Here is a 17492-nt window from a genome sequence, read left to right as displayed (position 1 = left end):
TATGGCTTCCGTCGCTGAAAATTTCACAAAGGTGTTTGGCGGCTTCCATGCGAGTCTCTGGCTTTTCGCAACCCTCCAGCGAATATCCGGAACGTTGCAGGAAAGCACGTAGCGAAGGGAAATCTTCTGGGCCAAAGTAGGATAGACGTGAAGCGGAAGACATCGCATGTCCCCTTCATTTTGGGGCAGGAGATTGTTCTCTCCCAACGATAGCGCCCGTTTCAATTGCTGTGCATAATAAACAGTGCGCCTTTTCGAATTAAAGCGCAAGCAGACATGTAATATTTATTTATTTAAAAATAATCGGCTCAGAATTTTTATCAGATAATCATGAGACGGAGAAAATCAAAGCGCTGCATTATACTTTTGCATCTTCTCAATTTCATGAATGAATTTTTCCGCATACTGCGCTGTATTGACGTAGTTCAGCTCATTGGAGCCAAGAATATGATGATGCGTGAATACTGCTTTAAGTCGATCCAGAAATTTGGGTTCGGTCTCGGCTAGATGCCCGATGAGAACCTGAAGTATCTGCTCATGTGCAAGAACCTTTCGTTCTAGAGCTGTGGTGTCATTAGCCATTGCGTTTGCTCCTCGGTAAAGAATGACGTGGCGACCGGGTACGTGAGAAACCGCCGCAAGAACGCCGGAGAATATTCGCAAGCTGCGACCAATCTTTAGATGGAGAAGTCATTTGTTCATGAGCATTTCTGAGATCGCTTCTGCTGGCCGTCGTGTCCTCATCATGCCGTGGACGTACAGAAACAGTTTCCAAATTAATGCTATGGGTAAGTTGTTTATTCATTATAGCCTCCTCGTTCGGTTTCCCGGCCACATTAAAGCGCCTTGGCGAGTTCGTTGCCGCACGCAGTAGCGAGCGCGGTATTGGGTTGCTGTGCTCCCAACGGTGTCGCCCACCCTGTCTTCTCGATAAAAGTACCGCGGGAGTAAGCTGGTGCGGCCTTAAAGTCAGCCAGTATGTTTACAACGGCCGGATCGTTTTTCGATTTTTCAAGACAGTAAGGCGTTAGAGCGAGTGCTACCCCGTCGGTCATGTTGGATGCAATCAGGCGCTCAGAAGTGCCTTGTGTGACCCACCCACCTACGGAGAACCCGATAGCAATTGCCGCAATGGCACCAACCGATGCGCCGCCGAGTGCGGGCTTTAACCAATCAAACTTGTTCATGATGGTATCCGATCTTCAGTGATCGAACGCACATAATTATGCGTTGGATTTTGATTATAGCACCAATGTAATCAACTTTTGCGAGAATTCTATATAAATTTTAATTTTAAGTTGTCTTGCGGCGCCGAGTTGAATTTTTGTGCTTACATAATTTTTCCGAACCGAGAAAACTCCCACTGCTAGTGCACCACCTTTTCCAAGCGTGGCCTTACTGGTTGCGAGATTTCACGGGCTTTTGCAGAATACAGTGTGCTCGTTATTGGAACATAGCCACCACCCGTTTGTTGTGCTGAAAATGATAAAGACATTGGGCACATGACAGATCTTACAAAACCATACCATTCGTCGAGACAGTTTGCTGCGGGCGTGAGACTTTGTGATCTCCTGTCGCAAGTTATAGCAGAGGCGTTGAAAGACGGTTTGAGAGTGAGGTTCTCCAACAATAATGCAGACACGTTTTCGGAGCTTTTGGCGCGCCTCGACGCTGCAGAGAAAAAATATCGCGAGTGAGCCGTCGCTTGATTTTCTCGATTCTAAAAATAAAATTTGTTTGCCAATGACATATGACTTCCAGCCTCGCACGTTTTCGCTACGGGGTTCTTTTTACCGCGCCAAGATCACGTTTTAATAAAAAGAAAGTCAAGACCTTGTAAAAATGCTTGGTTAGCGCTAGATGATACGCATCGAATTTGTTATCGAACGACGTGGCTGAAATTTAAAGCCCTTCTTTTTCTCTCAAATCGTAAAACTCGCAGCGAATTAATTTTCGTTATTATTTAACCGTTCGATTTGAAGGATATTCAATATGACCAACGGAACAGTAAAATTCTTTAATGGCACAAAAGGCTTTGGATTTATTCAACCTGATGATGGCTCTCCGGATGTATTCGTTCATGTTTCGGCTGTTGAGCGTGCAGGTTTGCATGCACTCAATGAAGGCCAGAAAGTAAGCTTCGAACTCGTAGCGGATCGCCGCTCGGGCAAGAAGGCTGCCGATAATCTTCAGGCTATTTGATTGGAGCAATGATATTGTCTCGGGTCTTTGACCACGGATGTACTGGCATTGCTCGTTGAGACAATTGGAAGGTCGGGTCTGCCCGACCTTTTTTATTTGGTCCTTTTTTTCTGACCCGAATGCGGATCCAACAGCCGGAAGGACAGTATAAGATGGGCGAGCCTACCAAAGAAACGATCTTCAAGCAGCCTCGCACACGTATGGAAACAAAAAACGCTGTGACCGACAAGACTGCCAAGGGCATTCTGGAAAACGAAAGAGCAGCAGTTAACGCAAAAACCGCCCGGCTCCGAGCTGCACGTTTGGAGCGCGAGCGCACCAAATTTTCAAAAGAGTAGGATAGAAATTGCAGGTACTCGTTAGAGATAACAATGTCGACCAGGCACTCCGTGTACTGAAAAAGAAATTGCAGCGCGAAGGTGTCTTTCGTGAAATCAGAGAACGTCGCGCTTATGAGAAGCCGTCAGAAAAACGCATCCGCGAGAAAGACGAAGCCATCCGTCGCGCTCGCAAAGATGCAAAAAAGAGAGCGCAACGCGAGGGCCTTTTGCCAAAGCCGAAACGAAAAGCCGCGCCGATGCGGCCACGAAATGCGGCGGCCCCAATTCTTAATAGCCACTGAGTTGCTTTGTTGACTCTCAATTAGCGCGCAATATTAACCCCTTATCGGGGTCCAATCTTCACCCCATTGTAGACGATTAGCGCTTGGCCGGCCCGGCGCTGGCCGGGGTTGCAGAGGGTAGGCCAAGCGCGGGTGATGTGTATCTTCGCTATAGCTTTGAGAGCGGTTTTTGAAGCGCCAGGACTCATTTCCGGTTTCCACGATCTCGCAGTGATGGGTCAGGCGGTCGAGAAGTGCTGTTGTCATCTTGGCGTCACTGAACACCGACGGCCATTCACCGAATGCCAGGTTCGTCGACGATGATCGAGGTACGCTCGTAGAGCCTGCTGATGAGGTGGAACAGGAACTGACCTCCGGCCTGCGCGAACGGCAGATAGCCAAGTTCGCCGAAGATGATAAAGTCGAGGCGTGTGAGATAATCGGCTATTCGACCCTGCTTGCCGTTGCGCGTTTCCGTTTCAAGTCGATCGACCAGATCAACGACGTTGAACAAGCGGTCGCGCGCGCTGTTGCGTATGAGTGCCCGAGCAATCGCGATAGCTAGATGGCTCTTGTCCGGTCCCGTGCCGCCGACGAGAGCAACGTTGCGCTGATCGGCAACGAAGGTGCCGGTGGCCAGTTCCCGCACCAGGATTTCATTGACGGGCGTGTCGGCGAAGTCGATGTCTTTTGCCAATGGCAGCTTGGCAATTCTGAGCTGGTAGCGAATGGACCGGGCCTGTTTCTCGTCGATCCAATTGCAGGAGGTCGCCTACGACGCGCGATGGTTCGTGCTGCCTCCTGATGCCATTGCCCATGACCTCGTCGTAGGCGCTGCGTATTCTGTAGAGCTTCAGCGTGCTCATCAATTCTAGAACTTGCGTGCGTTCCATCAACTTATCCTCCTGAGCCTGTCGTAACGGGCGCAGTCGGCGACCGGCTCATTGGCGAAGCGCATCCAGGATTTGCAAGATCGCAACGGGCAGAACCCATGCGCGGAACGGAGCGCCGTTGCGCAGAGAAGTTGCCTGGCGGGTGTCTTCTCAACATAATGGAGCGATTGGCAGCCAGCCATAAACGCCTTCCAACTCTTTCGGCTTCGCGAAATAGGGAAATACACTATCCGAGAACGGAGTTGATGGCTGCTGCAATAGCAGCATCGCTAACGGGCTTGCGCACGATGGTTATGTCACAAAGCTTTTCGGGAATGAGCACCCTGTCGCTATAACCTGTGGTGAACAGAAAAGGAATCTTCAGTCTGAGAAGTAATTCGGCGATATTCTCCGAAGTACGGTCCCCCAGATTAAAATCAAGGATCACTAGATTGGGTTTCGATCTTTCAATAATCTCAAATGCCTCTGGAGCGTTAGAGGCAAGATTAATATCTTCCGCACCAAATCTCCGCAACGTGTTTTCCATATCAAGAGCGATCAGGCTCTGGTCTTCGACAACCAAAATCTTCATTCCGTTCATATGAACTTTCTCAACAACTCCTTTTTGAAGATCTGGCGTAATTAACTCATCGGTCAATTTCGTCACATATAAAGATGGAACAGAAAACTGTGCCCGAAGTCCATCCCGGTGGTATTCGATCTTGGCTTTTCCGCGGAGGTCGTACTCAAAAGAATTTCGAATTAGCTTGCTACCGAATCCGGTCTGTGAGGGCCAAGTAACGGATGGCCCTTCGGTCTCGCTCCAGAAAATCTCGCAGTCGCCGGAGGCTTGCTGTTTCCACCTGATAGTCAGGCGTCCTTGTGGAATTGAAAGCGCGCCATACTTCGCCGCATTTGTTATCATCTCGTGAAAGACCATGGCGATAACGCTGAATGCGCGTTGATCGAGATGAACCGGTGGACCTTCCAGAGTTATGCGACCAGGGGCATCACCATAAAGGTTGACCTCGGTTTTGAGCAAATCTGCTAGCGAACCGCCGTTTTTGCCGTCCAAAGACAGGTCGTGTGCCGATGCGAGCGCACGTAATCGTCCTTCAAGCGTTTGAGCGTAATCAGCAACATTTGTCGCGTTAGCTCCCGTCTGAAGCGCGATTGACTTCACCAGAGAAAGAATATTTTTCACACGATGATTGAGTTCGGCGTTTAACACCTGGCGTCGCTGTTCGGTTTTCGCTCTTTCCTGTTCAGACAACTCATTTTGCCGGAGTATAACGTCACGCAAATAGGTGCCAATCGACTGAGCTACCGAAAGGTCTGTTGCTGTCCAGGGCGTTGAACGCCCGCGAACTTCTTCCCGCCAGGTATCAAAGCTGCCTCTCGGCGTTAATCTGGGGCCGAAAGGCGTTTCAACGGTGGTTTTCACCGGCTCGCCCGCCCATTCGATAGCGTGCGCCTCTTCGTTGCGGAACAAAACAAGATAATCATTGAACGCCATCGAAAGTGGTATTGCCAGCAGGCCTGCAACGCTTCCGGCATAATCGGCCAAGTGGGCCCTGATTTCCTGACTTGCCCAAAGCTCGCGTCGTGATTGACGGCTTGCGGTTTCGAGCACTTGGCGAGTTTGATGTTCGTTGAGTACGTCGCCACTTTGAAGCCATTGCCCATTCATCCATAATGCAGCTCCGTTGCCGCCAACCAATTCGGAAAACCGGCTGAGTTGTGCCCCCAGACTCTCGCGAATTTCGTCACTGATGCTTAATTGGGATACGATCGCGTCGAGCTTTTCTCGTGCGTCCGCGGTGAGTTGCAATGTTTTGCGTCTTTCACAATCGGCAATATGTAACGAAAAATACTGCCCGAACAGTTCAGCGCCTATGCGTAGGGGAAGAGGGGTGACTTTAGGGCTGTCGTGATGACAAGATATCAGGCCCCATAATGCTCCATCAACGACAATCGAAATCGACAACGAAGCGGAGACACCCATATTCTGCAGGTACTGGCAATGGATCGGGGAAACACTACGCAACTGTGCAAAGGACATGTCGACAGCGGGTTCGTCTGCCGCCAGTGAGGGACAAAGTGCGATCGGCTGATAGGACGTGTCGGAAATCATCCTTATTGTATTGATAAGATAAAGACGCCGGGCTTGAACCGGTATATCCGACGCCGGAAAATGTTGTCCCATAAAGCTGCAAAGCATGGGAGACTTTGCCTCTGCGATGACGCGACCGGCTCCATTATGGAGAAATCGATAAACCATCACGCGGTCGTAACCCAGCATTGCTCTTACAAGGCGCACGCCCGTTGCTGCAGCTTTGTCTACCGTTTCCTCGCGACCAATGCGATGAATGACGCTGCGTGTGAGATCAAGCGCCTGACGGGCACTTTGCCCACGATCCGCGCAGGGCTCTATTTCGACGAATGTTCTTCCCTTGTGTGTATGGATCACAGCGTCAAAGAGCAGGGATTTGCCTGGAAAGCGCAGGCCAAGTACGACAGATGACAAGCCCGGCTCTCTCGCTTTTGCGGCTGCATTACGGAAATCATGGGCATTTTTCTCGCCAACAATCAAAGAAATGGCGATGCCAGGGATCAAATCCCCTCTATAGCCCGTTATGCATGGAATATTGGCAGAAGCAAAAAGGAGATTTTGGCCAGACTGATCCATAACCAGCATTGCGCCGTGCGGTTGGATCGAACCTGGAATGTGGATTGGTTCGCGGTCACAATTAGTGAGATTGACAGGTTCGGACACATCCATTGCGGCAGAACTTTCCCGGACTTAACCGTTCGTGAGCGCACCTTTTCCAGGATTGCTAAATTATCTGAGAGCTGAAAACGGCAAGACGTTGTGACCGCTGACAAACGAAAACATCCATTGAGATTGTATTATTAATGATGGAGCACACAAACAAACACGTCTTTTCAATGGGTTACGTTAAGTACGTCTAAAAGTAACATAGACCGAAAGGATCGTCCGTCCACTATTGGACACAACGGTCGCGAAAAGAGGAACTCGACTGTATGAATTTAACATCGACCCACGAGATGTCGGGCAATTTGCTTCTGATGATGCTCAATGAGGAGGACCGACAAAAGCTGCTGCCGCATACGGTCTTCTACGAACTTGAAGCGGAGGCTGTTTTGCAGAAGGCGGGAGATGACGTTGTTCACACATGGTTTCCGTGCGGGGCAGCGCTCGCGAGTTTTCAGCGCTGGGTCGATGAAGACAATAGCGCCGTCGAAATCGCGCTGATAGGAAGGGAAGGGGCTGTGGGGGGGATTGTGTCGAACGGAAGTCTGCCCGCCTATGCCACTGCCATCGTTCGTAACTCGGGAAGTTTTGTCAGGATCAAAACGGCCGCACTCGAACAGTTGAAGCTGGATTCCATTTCGCTTCGGCACTGGTTTTCCCGCTATTCTGATTGCCTGATGGCTCAGGTATTTCAAACGGCTGCGTGTAACGCGACCCATACCATAACCCAGCGAACTGCCAAATGGCTGCTAGCAGCAGCAGAACGAACCGGCACAGATCAATTTGAGATGACGCACGATCAGTTGTCAGAAATGCTGGGAGTTGGCAGGACTTTTGTAACGCGCATTATTGGTCAATTGCGTAACGAGGGCATTATTGCCACCAGACGCGGATTGTTCATCATAAATGATAAAAGCGCTTTGAAGCGCAAATCCTGCAGATGTACGCAGGAAATCGAGGAGCATTACGACGCCGTAATGCACGGAATTTATTCATGACGTTTTCCTCGTTCACTGCTTGAACTGCTCACCATCTAGAAAGCCTATCTGGCAATGTCGGCAAAACGATATTACGTAGTCTTCACGAGCCTAACGAACGATGGAAATTTTTTCTAATGACCCAACACACTGTCCCGCAACGCCGTTGGGATTTGAAAGCCGCTACCGCGCCCCACCACGACCGAATTGACAGACTTGGTTCGTTATATGGCATGTTCGATTCATTGAATGCCTACAGGAAATATCTAAAGGCCACCTGGCACAGCAGATTGATTCTGGAAACATTGCTGGATGAAAGTGAACTGAAAAGAATATTCTCAGATTGGGATAAACATAAAATTCAATCTGACCTTCAACAGGATTACGCGGACCTGTCCGACGGGGAAGAACTGAAGAGACCGGAATTGAAGTTCCCCGTTGGAACGCGTGTTGATTTGCCTGCCGCGATTGGCACGCTATACGTGCTCGAAGGTTCCGCATTGGGGGCGACATTTCTCATCCAAAAGACTCGATTGCTTGGTCTTGGCGACGAGTATGGTGCGCGTCATTTAGCAAAACAGGTCGGAAATTTAGCTGGATGGAAGAAGACCGTTTCTTTGCTGGAATCCGTACCGCTCGACAAACAGGATGAAAAGCGGTGCATCGAGGCGGCGATTTACAGCTTTCGTACGTTTGAGATCAGTTACGAGAAAGCATTTGGTGAGCCATAAGATCGCGAGTAAAATAAGAGCTTGTTCAGCTGTTATGAATTCACTTAGCTGATGCATGATTTATTGCTAAAAAGTCAGAGTTCGAGAGTGCTGCTTGCGATGACGCCCTACATTTGAAATCTGGTGTGATCCAGATTAAATCTGTTTGCGTATAATGCTGATGAACACAAAAGTTTCATTCCTCTCGCAACAGTGGCACATGGAAGCTCAGCATAATTTACAGGTTCTGGCTTCGCTACTTCTGAGCGGATGGGGTTTAATACGGATGAATGGACAGACCGCACCTGAAGACCAGCCCTCAATGGAGGAATTGATGCTGGCGGTCAGTTCCCGACGCGATGTGGACGCTTTCGAGGTGATTTTCAAGCATTTCGCACCCCGGGTGAAGGCTTATATGGCCAAACTGTCTGCTGATACGCAAACAGCGGAAGAATTAATGCAAGAGACTATGATTGCGGTCTGGAACAAGGCAGATCAGTTCGATGTTGCCAAAGGAGCCTTGTCCACCTGGATTTTCACCATTGCACGAAACCAACGCATCGATGCAGTGCGACGCGCCCGGCGCCCGGAGTTCGACCCAACCGATCCGGCCTTTGTGCCCGATGAGGAACAGCCCGCTGACCTGAGGATTGCCGAGCGGCAATCCGCCAGCCAGTTGCGCGCTGCAATGGCCGACTTGCCGAAGGAGCAATCCGCCTTGCTTGAACTCGCTTATTTCGAGGAACGCACGCATAGCGCCATCGCAAAGAAGCTGAACCTCCCGCTTGGTACGGTTAAATCCCGCCTGCGGCTGGCATTCAACAAATTGCGCGCAGCGCTCGATAATTCGGGAGCGCATTGATGGATATCAAGCATCATTTGAGCGACGAACTCCTTTCAGGCTATGCTGCGGGCACGTTGGCCGAGGGTTGGAGCATCGCAGTCGCCACGCATCTTGCGCTCTGCCCGGCCTGCCGTTCAAGGTTCAAGCAGTTTGAACAGATTGGCGGTCAGCTTCTTGACGCGGTTGAGCCGCAGAAACTCGAAGCATCCACATGGGATAGTTTCAAAGACAGGTTGCAGAAGACACCGCAATCAAGGGAACCTTCTGCACCGCGCTTCGAGATAAAGCAGCCTGCCGTGATACCGGAACCACTGCGATCCTACGTCGATGGCGATTTGCCGGACCTGAAATGGAAATCTCTTGGCCGGGGTGCCTATCAGGTGCCAATTGAAACTCGAGACAGCGAAACGCAGGTTCGACTTTTGCGAATTCCCGCAGGAAAGCCGGTGCCAGAACATGGGCATGGCGGTCGCGAACTGACATTGGTGTTGAGCGGCAGTTTCCATGATGGAACCGGGCTCTTTGCGCGCGGTGACATTGAGGAAGCGGACGCTGATCTCGTGCATCAGCCGATTGCCTCGTCGGATGGCGACTGCATCTGTCTTGCGGTGACCGACGCACCGCTCAAGTTCCAGAGTTGGCTTATGCGGCTTGTGCAGCCATTGATTGGCATCTAAAGAAAAGGCGGCATGATTGCCGCCTATTTGATTAGTTCAACACGACAATTGCCGTGTTCAAGGCTGTCGCCAGCGATAGCCATATGAGGTAAGGCACGAATAGCAGTGCCGAGATGCGATCCGGTTGCCATGCGCGAATGATAAACAAAAGCACACAAAGCCAGACGCCGATGATTACGACAAGCCCCAGCACGGTCATGTGAGCGCCGAAGAAAATAGGCGTCCAGACGAAGTTCAATACCATCTGACCAAACCACGGTCCGCGCCGCCGCCAACCACGATCGTTTATCCATGTGCGCCAGCCTGCAGTGGCAATGAAGATATAAAGTACCGTCCAGATGGGGCCAAAGGCAGCGTTAGGCGGGGTAAACCAAGGTTTTTGAAGCGCTGCATACCATTCGCCCGGCGGAAAACCCATACCGATTGCCATTCCTACAACAATGATGACCAGGACGAAGGCGGCCAGAAGACCCCATTTTTGCATATTCTTACTCCAACCTAGCCGCTGATCCGCGACGTAACCCAATAGCCAACATAGGCTGACGCGGTAGACAGGACAGTGCCCCAGACCATGTCTGCGATTGTCAGGGTCCATGACCAGTTTTTCAAAGTGGCCTGATTGGTCAGATCATAAGTCGCATAAGCGACAAATCCGAGAAGCGCCCCGTGAACGAGTGTGACTGTACCACTACCGGCCAGAAGTCCGGGCTTGACCGCGAAGAAAACCAGTCCAAACACGAAAATCACATAGAAAACGACAGCTGGTGCGAGACGAAAACCCGGCGCAAGCATGTCACCCATGACAGGGCGGTAAAACACGTTCGCCATATTGGACAACCAAAAGGAGTCGATTGCCAGAAATGCAACCGCTGTGACCACATAGGCTATGAGATAATCTTTCATCGATAGCTCGCTCTCTTACTTGATGCGGGTCCAGCCCACATTGCGACACAGGAGGCCAGCCAGAACGCAGCCATTGGTCGTCATAGTGTCGCCGTCAACTTTCACGCTGATCTTGTAGGTCAGGTTGCGTTGCGGATCGAAAGCCGTACCTGAATATTGCCCGTCCGCAGTTTCGTTGATGCTCATCACCAGCCGGTCGCCGGTTTTCTCTTTTGGTGTTCCGGGCTTGATCCAGGTGTTGGTCGCGCAGATATCCTTGCCGCATCCCGCAACTCTCACCCGCGCGTTGCCATCTCCGCGCGCCCAGTTACCGTTGATCTCAGCCGGCTGCGCCGAGAAGGGAAACAATACCATCATCATGCCGACCGTCAGTATCCATTTCATCGACGCTTCCTTCATTAGTAGGTGTGGAGTCTAAGCGTGTTCAATCGTGTAGAGCCCAACATTGATTGCACCTTCCTCGAACCCACCTTCGCAATAGCAAAGGTAGTATTCCCAAAGTCGCCGGAATTTATCGTCAAATCCAAGCTTCTCAATTTCAGGCCAGTTGGCGATAAAGCGCTGACGCCATTCGGCAAGCGTAAGCGCATAGGAACGGCCGAAATGCTCGGTCTCCTTTAAAACCAGACCGGCCTTTGCAAGGTCGCGTTCAAGCACTTTATCCGACGGCAGAAAGCCTCCCGGAAAGATGAATCTCTGGATGAAATCGGCCTTGCGACGATAGTTTTCGTAGCGTGTTTCTTCTATCGAAATGACTTGCAGGACGGCTCGACCGCCGGGCTTGAGACAACGCTTCAGGGTTGCGAAATATTCAGGCCAATAGGCTTCGCCAACGGCTTCAAACATTTCGATTGATACAATGCGGTCGAACTGGCCCTGAATATCGCGGTAATCTTGCAAGCGAAGGTCAACGGCTTCGCTGAGCCCGACGTTTTCAACTGCGGCTTTTGCCCAGGTGAGCTGCGACGGCGACAGGGTTATTCCTGTCACATGGGCATTACGACAGTTTGCGAGATAGCCAGCTAAGGCACCCCAGCCACAACCGATCTCCAGAATTCTTTCGCCGCCCTCAAGCGCCAGTTTTTCAGAAATATACTGCAACTTCTGCTCCTGGGCACTTTCAAGGCTATGGGTCGTCTCAGTCCAGATCGCTGATGAATAAAGCATCGAGTGGTCGAGCCACCGGGCATAGAAATCATTGCCGAGATCGTAGTGGGCTTCGATGTTGCGCCGGCTGCCGCGACGCGTGTTTGCATTGAGCAGATGGCCGATACGGTTCAGCGCTCGCGTCCAACCAGATCCGCGTAATGTGGATATAAGCGTATCGCGATTGCGCGCCGCAAAACGGATGACCGATGTGAGATGGGGCGATGTCCATTCGCCTTCGATATAGGCTTGGGCAAAGCCGATATCCCCGCCCGTCAGCAGGCGACGCAGGCTGTTCCATTTAACAATTGCAATTTTGGCTTCCGGTCCGGGCAATCGACCGTTGACGGCAATGACCTCACCGTCGGGCAGCGAAAGCACCAATCGCCCATGCTGAACCTGCTTCAGCAGGCGTTTCAACACGATAGCCGAGGGGCTGAAAGCCGGTCGTTCAGTCCGGGTTGATGCCGATAGTTGATGATATTCGTCGAGCTGGCTCATGCGGCCTTGTTCCTCTGCTGGGCGGTCTCGTTACGAACAGATGTAATGGAAATCTCAGGCGCTGCGGGTCGTTTGCGTAAACCGATGCCCTTCAACCATATTTTCAGCGCTTCCCAGTGAATGCCGCCAATCACTTTCAAGGTGAGAAACGGAATCGAAAAAAACGCACGCAACAAGGTGGCGTCGCTTAGCTCAACCCGGCGTGCCAGATGGCGGGCCGTCAAAAGCAGGCCTTCATCATCAAAACTGTTGATGCGGATGGAAAGCTGGTCTGCGGGAGGCGTGACTTCAAACTCATATCGCAGCTTCATATCCATGAAGGGCGAGACGTAAAAAGCCTTGTCGCAGCTTTGTACGATGCGTCCGTTATCGCAGTTCTGGACCGGGATCATATAGCCGTGGCGCTGGCGGAAAGTGTTATCAACCTCCCAGAGGACCGCCACAAGCTCACCGCCACAATTATAGCAGAAGAAAACACTGAGCGGGTTAAAAGCCCAGCCCGCAATACGCGGCATTGTGAGCAGGCGGATCGCACCACCATCAGGTACTATTCCGGCTGCCTCCATGGCGCGTTCCACTTGCTTGCGTAGCGGCTGGGCGGATCCGTCGCCTCTGTCTTTCCTGTAGAAAGAAAACAGATTGAAACGGTCGAGCGAAAACAGCTTCAGTTTGCAATCAAGCGCTTCCAGCTCATCAAGGTCGAGCAGGAGCGAGTAGATTTTATAGGCCAGCTTATGAACCTTCGGTCGTAAACGCGCATGGGTCACATGGCCGGGAAACAGTGCGGACTGGAAGTTCTCGGTCATGCCAGCGCCCTTTCCCAAATAGGGAAACTCTGGCGAACGATGCGCCCGCTTTCGTGCTCGACCTGCCATGGACGGCGCAGGCCGCCCAGATCTTCTGCCACGGCAAGACCTGCCTGAAGGCCGTCCTCATGAAAGCCGGAGCCGAAATGCGCGCCGCAAAACCATGTCCTGCGCTGCCCCTGCAAGGACCAGATTTCTTTCTGCGCACGATCTGTTGCCATGTCGAAAATCGGGTGTTCATAGATAACGCGACGGATCACCAGTTCCTCGCGTGGTGCACGACAAGGATTGAGCGTCACAAAAGTCTCGGGCGCTTGGCCCAGCGGTTGCAGACGGTTCATCCAGTAAGTGATGGATGGCTGCGCCTGGCCAGTTGCTGCATTGGTTAGGTAATTCCAGCTCGACCACGCCGCACGGCGTTTGGGCATCAGCGAAATATCGTTGTGCAGCACCGCTTCATTTCGTGAATATTGAAACGCGCCGAGAATGCGGCTTTCATCCGCGCCCGGATCGGCCAACATCCGCAAAGCCTCATCGGCATGTGTGGCAATCACAACATCGTCGAACACATGGGAAATACCGTTTCCGTCGATCAACTCGACGGAATGTTCGGCGCGTTGCACGGATTTGATCGGCGTTGAGAGCCTGATCCGGTCTGCATAGGGCTTTGTGATCCGCCTTACATATTCCCGACTACCGCCAGTTACCGTACGCCAGATTGGCCTGTCACGAAGAGCTAGAAGGCCGTGATTGCAACAGAAGCGGACGAAGCTTGCAGCCGGATATTGCCCCACTTCCATGGCAGGGGTGGACCAGATCGCTGCCGCCATCGGATAAAGATGATCTTCACGAAAAGCCCGGCCATAACCATTGCGTGCAAGATAATTATCAAGCGCAACATCGCCCATGAACCTCAGGTCTTTGGGCGCATTGCGATAAAATCGTAAGAGATCGCGGATCATCGACCAGAAGCGTGGACTGACCAGATTGGAGAACTGGGCAAAGAGGCCTAGGCCGGTACCGCCGGAATATTCGTAAGCGCCATTTCCGATTGAAACAGCAAACGACATGTTCGACGCGGCTGTTGGAACGTCAAGCGCGCGAAACAGGGCAGTCAGATTGGGATAGGTCACTTCATTATAGACAATGAACCCGGTATCGACGGCCACAGGACCATGACTGCTCTCAAATTCGACGGTGTTGCTATGACCGCCAATACGGTCCGATGATTCAAACAAAGTCACATCATGCCGTTGCGACAGTAGCCATGCAGCAGATAATCCAGAAATCCCGCTGCCGATGATCGCGACGCTGAGACGTTTGGAGCTACCCGGACGGTTCGTGATATCCATAGTCCCTCTCTTCACCGCGCGTTGAGCTGCGTATGTGCTACATTTTCGTCGTTTTACGTTTTGAGAAGAAGTTTGGTTCAATCCGCGACGAAACTTTTTTATTTTTTTGAGCCGCTTAAGAAACCAAGCAGACAAACAGAACGTATTGCATGAGGAAAAGCGAACTCCCAATAAAGGTCCGCCATGCAACCCGGTCTGCTCTTAGTTGTTGCCATCAGCCTGTCTGCCATCATGGCATTTGCCTGGGCGCTTGAACGAAAGACCGGCAAAAGCGGCTGGATCGACGCTATCTGGTCGTTTTCAGTGGGGGTGGGCTCAGTCATAGCCATTATTCTTGCAGATGCGACATGGCAACGGCGCTTAGCTATAATGATCCTCATTCTGGTGTGGTCGCTGCGTCTTGGCTTTCATATCGCCAAGCGTAGCATGCGCCATGGCGAAGACCCGCGTTATGCAAAGCTGCTAAAAGAATGGGGCGAAAACGCTTCCGTTCGCTTATATTGGTTTTTGCAGATACAGGCTCTCGCAGCCTTCATTTTGGTTCTGGCTGTCTATCTCGCTGTGGTTGGTCGCCCCGGTTTTCCATATGTCTGGGATATGGTCGGGGTTGCAATCATCGCCATAGCGTTGATTGGTGAAGCGCTGTCTGATGCGCAGCTTGCGCAGTTTCGCATGACTCCAGAAGCCAAAACAGAAGTTTGCGAAACCGGTCTTTGGGCTTATTCCAGACATCCCAACTATTTCTTTGAATGGCTGTTCTGGTGCGCGTGGCCGTTGATGGCAATTACCGGATCGCCATGGAGTTGGCTGTCGCTTCTTGCTCCGATCCAGATGTATTGGCTGCTGGTGCATGTCTCCGGCATCCCTGCGCTTGAAGAACATATGCTGAAATCGCGGGGTGAAAAATTCCGTGCTCTGCAAGGCCAGGTCAACGCGTTTTTCCCTGGTCCCCGAAAAACCCCGGGAAGATTACAGCGTTCGTCATGAATATGGTGAGATTTTTGCGTCTGAAAACATGTCCTGCAACCGTTTAACGAAGGATCAATGAATGACTGCCAAAGCGCTTGTATGGTTGCGCAACGATCTGCGCCTTGCTGACAATCCTGCCCTTCATGCCGCATTCAAGCTGGGTGGCGCGATCACGGTCCTTTTTGTGCATGAGTCCAATCCGCAATTGCGTGTCCCGGGCGCTGCCGTCCGTTGGTGGCTGGAACAGAGCCTGGACTTGCTGGCAAAAAGTCTCAATGAACGAAATATAGAGTTGATTGTTGCCGACGGCGAAGCGCTCAATATCATCGAACAATTAATTGAGGAAAACAGCTTTGATACCGTTTTCTGGAACCGTCGTTATGCTCCTCAAGAGCGAGAAGTCGATGCAATCATCAAATCCAGCTTTAAGGACAAAGGACTGCGCGTGGAGTCTTTTGCAGGCAATCTGCTGGTGGAACCCTGGGAGATCAAATCCGGTAACGGCGGATCTTATCAAGTTTTTACACCATATGCCAAATCACTGCGCCAGCATGGTGTGAGCAGACCACTACCCTCGCCAGACCGAAGAGTCGAGACGACGACCGTCAAACACAAGCCCAAGCAGAAAAACTACAAAGAGGCTGTCTGGTCCAGAAAGATGAGCGGTCTTTGGAAGATCGGCGAAACGGCTGCCATTGACCAACTTTATCATTTCTTTGATACAACTATTCGCGATTATGCCGGAGATCGTGATCGTCCGGACGTTGAAGGTACATCAAAACTATCGCCCCATCTCCGTTTTGGCGAAATCAGTCCACGACAAGCATGGCATGCTACACTGTCACTCATGGATCATGATCAAAGCACTCACGCTGGCGGTGAAAAATTTCTTTCTGAGCTGATCTGGCGCGATTTCCATTATCATCAGCTCTATTATCGTCCTGATATTGCCGAAAACGACATGCGCGACACATTGGCTGATATCCGCTGGCTCAACAATCCGGAGGCGATTGATGCCTGGAAGACAGGCAAGACCGGTATCCCACTGATTGACGCTGGTATGCGTCAGCTCTGGGCGACAGGCTGGATGCACAACCGTGTAAGAATGCTGGTGGCATCGGTTTTAAGCAAGAATATGCAGATCGACTGGCGTGAGGGCGAGAAATGGTTCTGGGATACGTTGGTGGACGCGGATATAGCCAGCAACCCGGGGAGTTGGCAGTGGGTCGCTGGCTGTGGTATGGATGCGGCACCTTACTTCCGTGTGTTCAATCCGGTTTTGCAGGGCGACAAATTTGACATGTATGGCGTCTACGTACGCAAATGGGTTCCAGAGATCGCCGCAATCCCGGATCGCTGGATCCACAAGCCATTTGCGGCGCCAGAGCAGATTTTGCGAGAAGCTGGGGTTGTTTTGGGGCAAACCTACCCGCTTCCCGTATTTACGGCACCCAAAGCTAACTAGCGCATTAACCCCTGCGCGAGCTTGACTATATATTGAACTGGATAACCAGTTCTTGCGTTGTTGCTGAAGGCCGCCGCGGCTACGAAGAGCCTTGCCTCGCTGTCAGAACATGATTCGATCGTTTATGCGATCATAAGACCTATCGGCTCTGCTTATCTCGTCTGGCTTGGGCTGGTCATCTTCTTTGAGTAGAACAAGACGAACGATCATTCCGGCAACCCGCAATCAAAGACGTTTCGAGATAGCACTATTGTTGAGGTTCTCAATCCCAGGATTGATCTATCTTTTTGTGACCTTTCTGCCCCAATTTGTACAACCGACTGCCAAAGCCCCGCTTTTGGCTCCAGTTTAGTTTTGGGTGTTGTGGTGAGACTTGCGGCACTATTATGATTAGATTGGGTGCGGCACTTGTCAGTCGTCACTATGAACGAAAGCAGTTCGCCGGTGCCAAGCGGGAAATTTCCTGACTGGTTATCAATGTTGTCACTCAGTTGAATAACTGAACTGTAGAGTTCAAAACCCGTGAAATGCCATATCGAGCGCGGATACGATATCGTCATGTGAAGCAGAAAGGTTTGTGACTCGTTCCTTTAATACCGACACCGGAATTGCCGACATAAACTGTGTAACCAAAACATGTTCCTCGCCTTCAATCTCGAAGCTCGGATTGAGCCGCTTCGCCGGGATGGGG

General features: G+C 51.4%; 19 protein-coding genes and 1 pseudogene. 9 read left to right on the top strand and 11 right to left on the bottom strand.

Annotated features, from left to right (window positions below; all coding sequences use genetic code 11):
- Positions 1-345: 345 nt before the first annotated feature.
- Both D8666_RS23530 and D8666_RS23520 read right to left on the bottom strand, forming a co-directional pair.
- On the bottom strand, positions 346-582 hold the full coding sequence (locus tag D8666_RS23530; RefSeq protein WP_121539632.1) for a hypothetical protein: 237 nt from the start codon (positions 580-582) through the stop codon (positions 346-348).
- Between the two features lie 254 nt (positions 583-836).
- Positions 837-1187: a hypothetical protein gene (locus D8666_RS23520; protein ID WP_121539631.1), complete on the bottom strand. Its 351-nt coding sequence runs from the start codon at positions 1185-1187 to the stop codon at positions 837-839.
- Between the two features lie 805 nt (positions 1188-1992).
- Between D8666_RS23520 and D8666_RS23510 the strand changes: the two genes are divergently transcribed.
- From D8666_RS23510 to rpsU, 3 genes are all read left to right on the top strand, one after another.
- Positions 1993-2202: a cold-shock protein gene (locus tag D8666_RS23510; protein ID WP_109365776.1), complete on the top strand. Its 210-nt coding sequence runs from the start codon at positions 1993-1995 to the stop codon at positions 2200-2202.
- Between the two features lie 152 nt (positions 2203-2354).
- Positions 2355-2540, top strand: coding sequence for a hypothetical protein (locus D8666_RS23505; RefSeq protein WP_109365777.1), 186 nt, complete (start codon positions 2355-2357; stop codon positions 2538-2540).
- 8 nt (positions 2541-2548) lie between these two features.
- Positions 2549-2824, top strand: a complete 276-nt coding sequence (gene rpsU, locus D8666_RS23500) for a 30S ribosomal protein S21 (RefSeq protein ID WP_121539629.1) — start codon at positions 2549-2551, stop codon at positions 2822-2824.
- 159 nt (positions 2825-2983) lie between these two features.
- Here rpsU and istB read toward each other — a convergent pair.
- Together istB and D8666_RS23490 are read right to left on the bottom strand one after the other, a co-directional pair.
- Positions 2984-3696, bottom strand: a pseudogene (istB, locus tag D8666_RS23495) (IS21-like element helper ATPase IstB); the annotation flags it as partial.
- 226 nt (positions 3697-3922) lie between these two features.
- Complete coding sequence (locus tag D8666_RS23490) at positions 3923-6457, bottom strand: HWE histidine kinase domain-containing protein (RefSeq protein WP_109365779.1); 2535 nt, start codon at positions 6455-6457, stop codon at positions 3923-3925.
- A gap of 263 nt (positions 6458-6720) precedes the next feature.
- On the opposite strand from D8666_RS23490, the gene D8666_RS23485 reads away from it, so the two are divergent.
- The 4 genes from D8666_RS23485 to D8666_RS23470 all read left to right on the top strand — a co-directional run bounded on the left by D8666_RS23485 (position 6721) and on the right by D8666_RS23470 (position 9659).
- Entirely contained in the window at positions 6721-7449 is a 729-nt protein-coding gene (locus tag D8666_RS23485) for a Crp/Fnr family transcriptional regulator (RefSeq protein WP_109365780.1), read from the top strand.
- Between the two features lie 116 nt (positions 7450-7565).
- Positions 7566-8159: a biliverdin-producing heme oxygenase gene (locus tag D8666_RS23480; RefSeq protein WP_121539628.1), complete on the top strand. Its 594-nt coding sequence runs from the start codon at positions 7566-7568 to the stop codon at positions 8157-8159.
- A gap of 301 nt (positions 8160-8460) precedes the next feature.
- The gene (locus D8666_RS23475; RefSeq protein ID WP_109365782.1) at positions 8461-9000 is read left to right on the top strand and encodes a sigma-70 family RNA polymerase sigma factor; all 540 of its coding nucleotides are present in this window, start codon (positions 8461-8463) and stop codon (positions 8998-9000) included.
- Positions 9000-9659, top strand: a complete 660-nt coding sequence (locus D8666_RS23470) for a ChrR family anti-sigma-E factor (protein ID WP_109365783.1) — start codon at positions 9000-9002, stop codon at positions 9657-9659. The genes D8666_RS23475 and D8666_RS23470 overlap by 1 nt, the downstream gene beginning before the upstream one ends.
- 31 nt (positions 9660-9690) lie before the next feature.
- Here D8666_RS23470 and D8666_RS23465 read toward each other — a convergent pair whose 3' ends face one another.
- From D8666_RS23465 to D8666_RS23440, 6 genes are read right to left on the bottom strand one after another with little or no spacing between them, the layout of a single operon-like run.
- Positions 9691-10143 (bottom strand): TspO/MBR family protein, encoded by a 453-nt coding sequence (locus D8666_RS23465; protein WP_121539627.1) that lies wholly within the window; start codon positions 10141-10143, stop codon positions 9691-9693.
- 14 nt (positions 10144-10157) lie between these two features.
- Entirely contained in the window at positions 10158-10562 is a 405-nt protein-coding gene (locus D8666_RS23460) for a DUF2177 family protein (RefSeq protein ID WP_109365785.1), read from the bottom strand.
- Between the two features lie 15 nt (positions 10563-10577).
- The gene (locus D8666_RS23455) at positions 10578-10946 is read right to left on the bottom strand and encodes a DUF2147 domain-containing protein (RefSeq protein ID WP_109365786.1); all 369 of its coding nucleotides are present in this window, start codon (positions 10944-10946) and stop codon (positions 10578-10580) included.
- A 30-nt stretch (positions 10947-10976) separates the two neighbouring features.
- Entirely contained in the window at positions 10977-12209 is a 1233-nt protein-coding gene (locus D8666_RS23450; RefSeq protein WP_121539626.1) for an SAM-dependent methyltransferase, read from the bottom strand.
- On the bottom strand, positions 12206-13015 hold the full coding sequence (locus tag D8666_RS23445; protein WP_109365788.1) for a DUF1365 domain-containing protein: 810 nt from the start codon (positions 13013-13015) through the stop codon (positions 12206-12208). Before D8666_RS23445 ends, D8666_RS23450 begins: the two co-directional genes overlap by 4 nt.
- Positions 13012-14367 carry an NAD(P)/FAD-dependent oxidoreductase gene (locus D8666_RS23440; protein ID WP_121539625.1) on the bottom strand — a complete coding sequence of 452 codons (1356 nt, stop codon included), beginning with the start codon at positions 14365-14367 and terminating at the stop codon, positions 13012-13014. The genes D8666_RS23445 and D8666_RS23440 overlap by 4 nt, the downstream gene beginning before the upstream one ends.
- A gap of 183 nt (positions 14368-14550) precedes the next feature.
- On the opposite strand from D8666_RS23440, the gene D8666_RS23435 reads away from it, so the two are divergent.
- Positions 14551-15354 carry a DUF1295 domain-containing protein gene (locus D8666_RS23435; protein WP_121539624.1) on the top strand — a complete coding sequence of 268 codons (804 nt, stop codon included), beginning with the start codon at positions 14551-14553 and terminating at the stop codon, positions 15352-15354.
- 61 nt (positions 15355-15415) lie between these two features.
- Positions 15416-16801, top strand: a complete 1386-nt coding sequence (locus D8666_RS23430; RefSeq protein WP_121539623.1) for a cryptochrome/photolyase family protein — start codon at positions 15416-15418, stop codon at positions 16799-16801.
- 513 nt (positions 16802-17314) lie between these two features.
- Here the strand turns inward: D8666_RS23430 and D8666_RS23425 are convergent.
- On the bottom strand, positions 17315-17488 hold the full coding sequence (locus D8666_RS23425) for a CcdB family protein (RefSeq protein ID WP_268967066.1): 174 nt from the start codon (positions 17486-17488) through the stop codon (positions 17315-17317).
- Positions 17489-17492 lie beyond the last annotated feature (4 nt).

It is taken from the genome of Ochrobactrum soli, assembly GCF_003664555.1.
GTDB classification, from domain to species: Bacteria; Pseudomonadota; Alphaproteobacteria; order Rhizobiales; family Rhizobiaceae; genus Brucella; species Brucella teleogrylli.
This window is presented reverse-complemented; position numbering and strand designations above follow the sequence as displayed.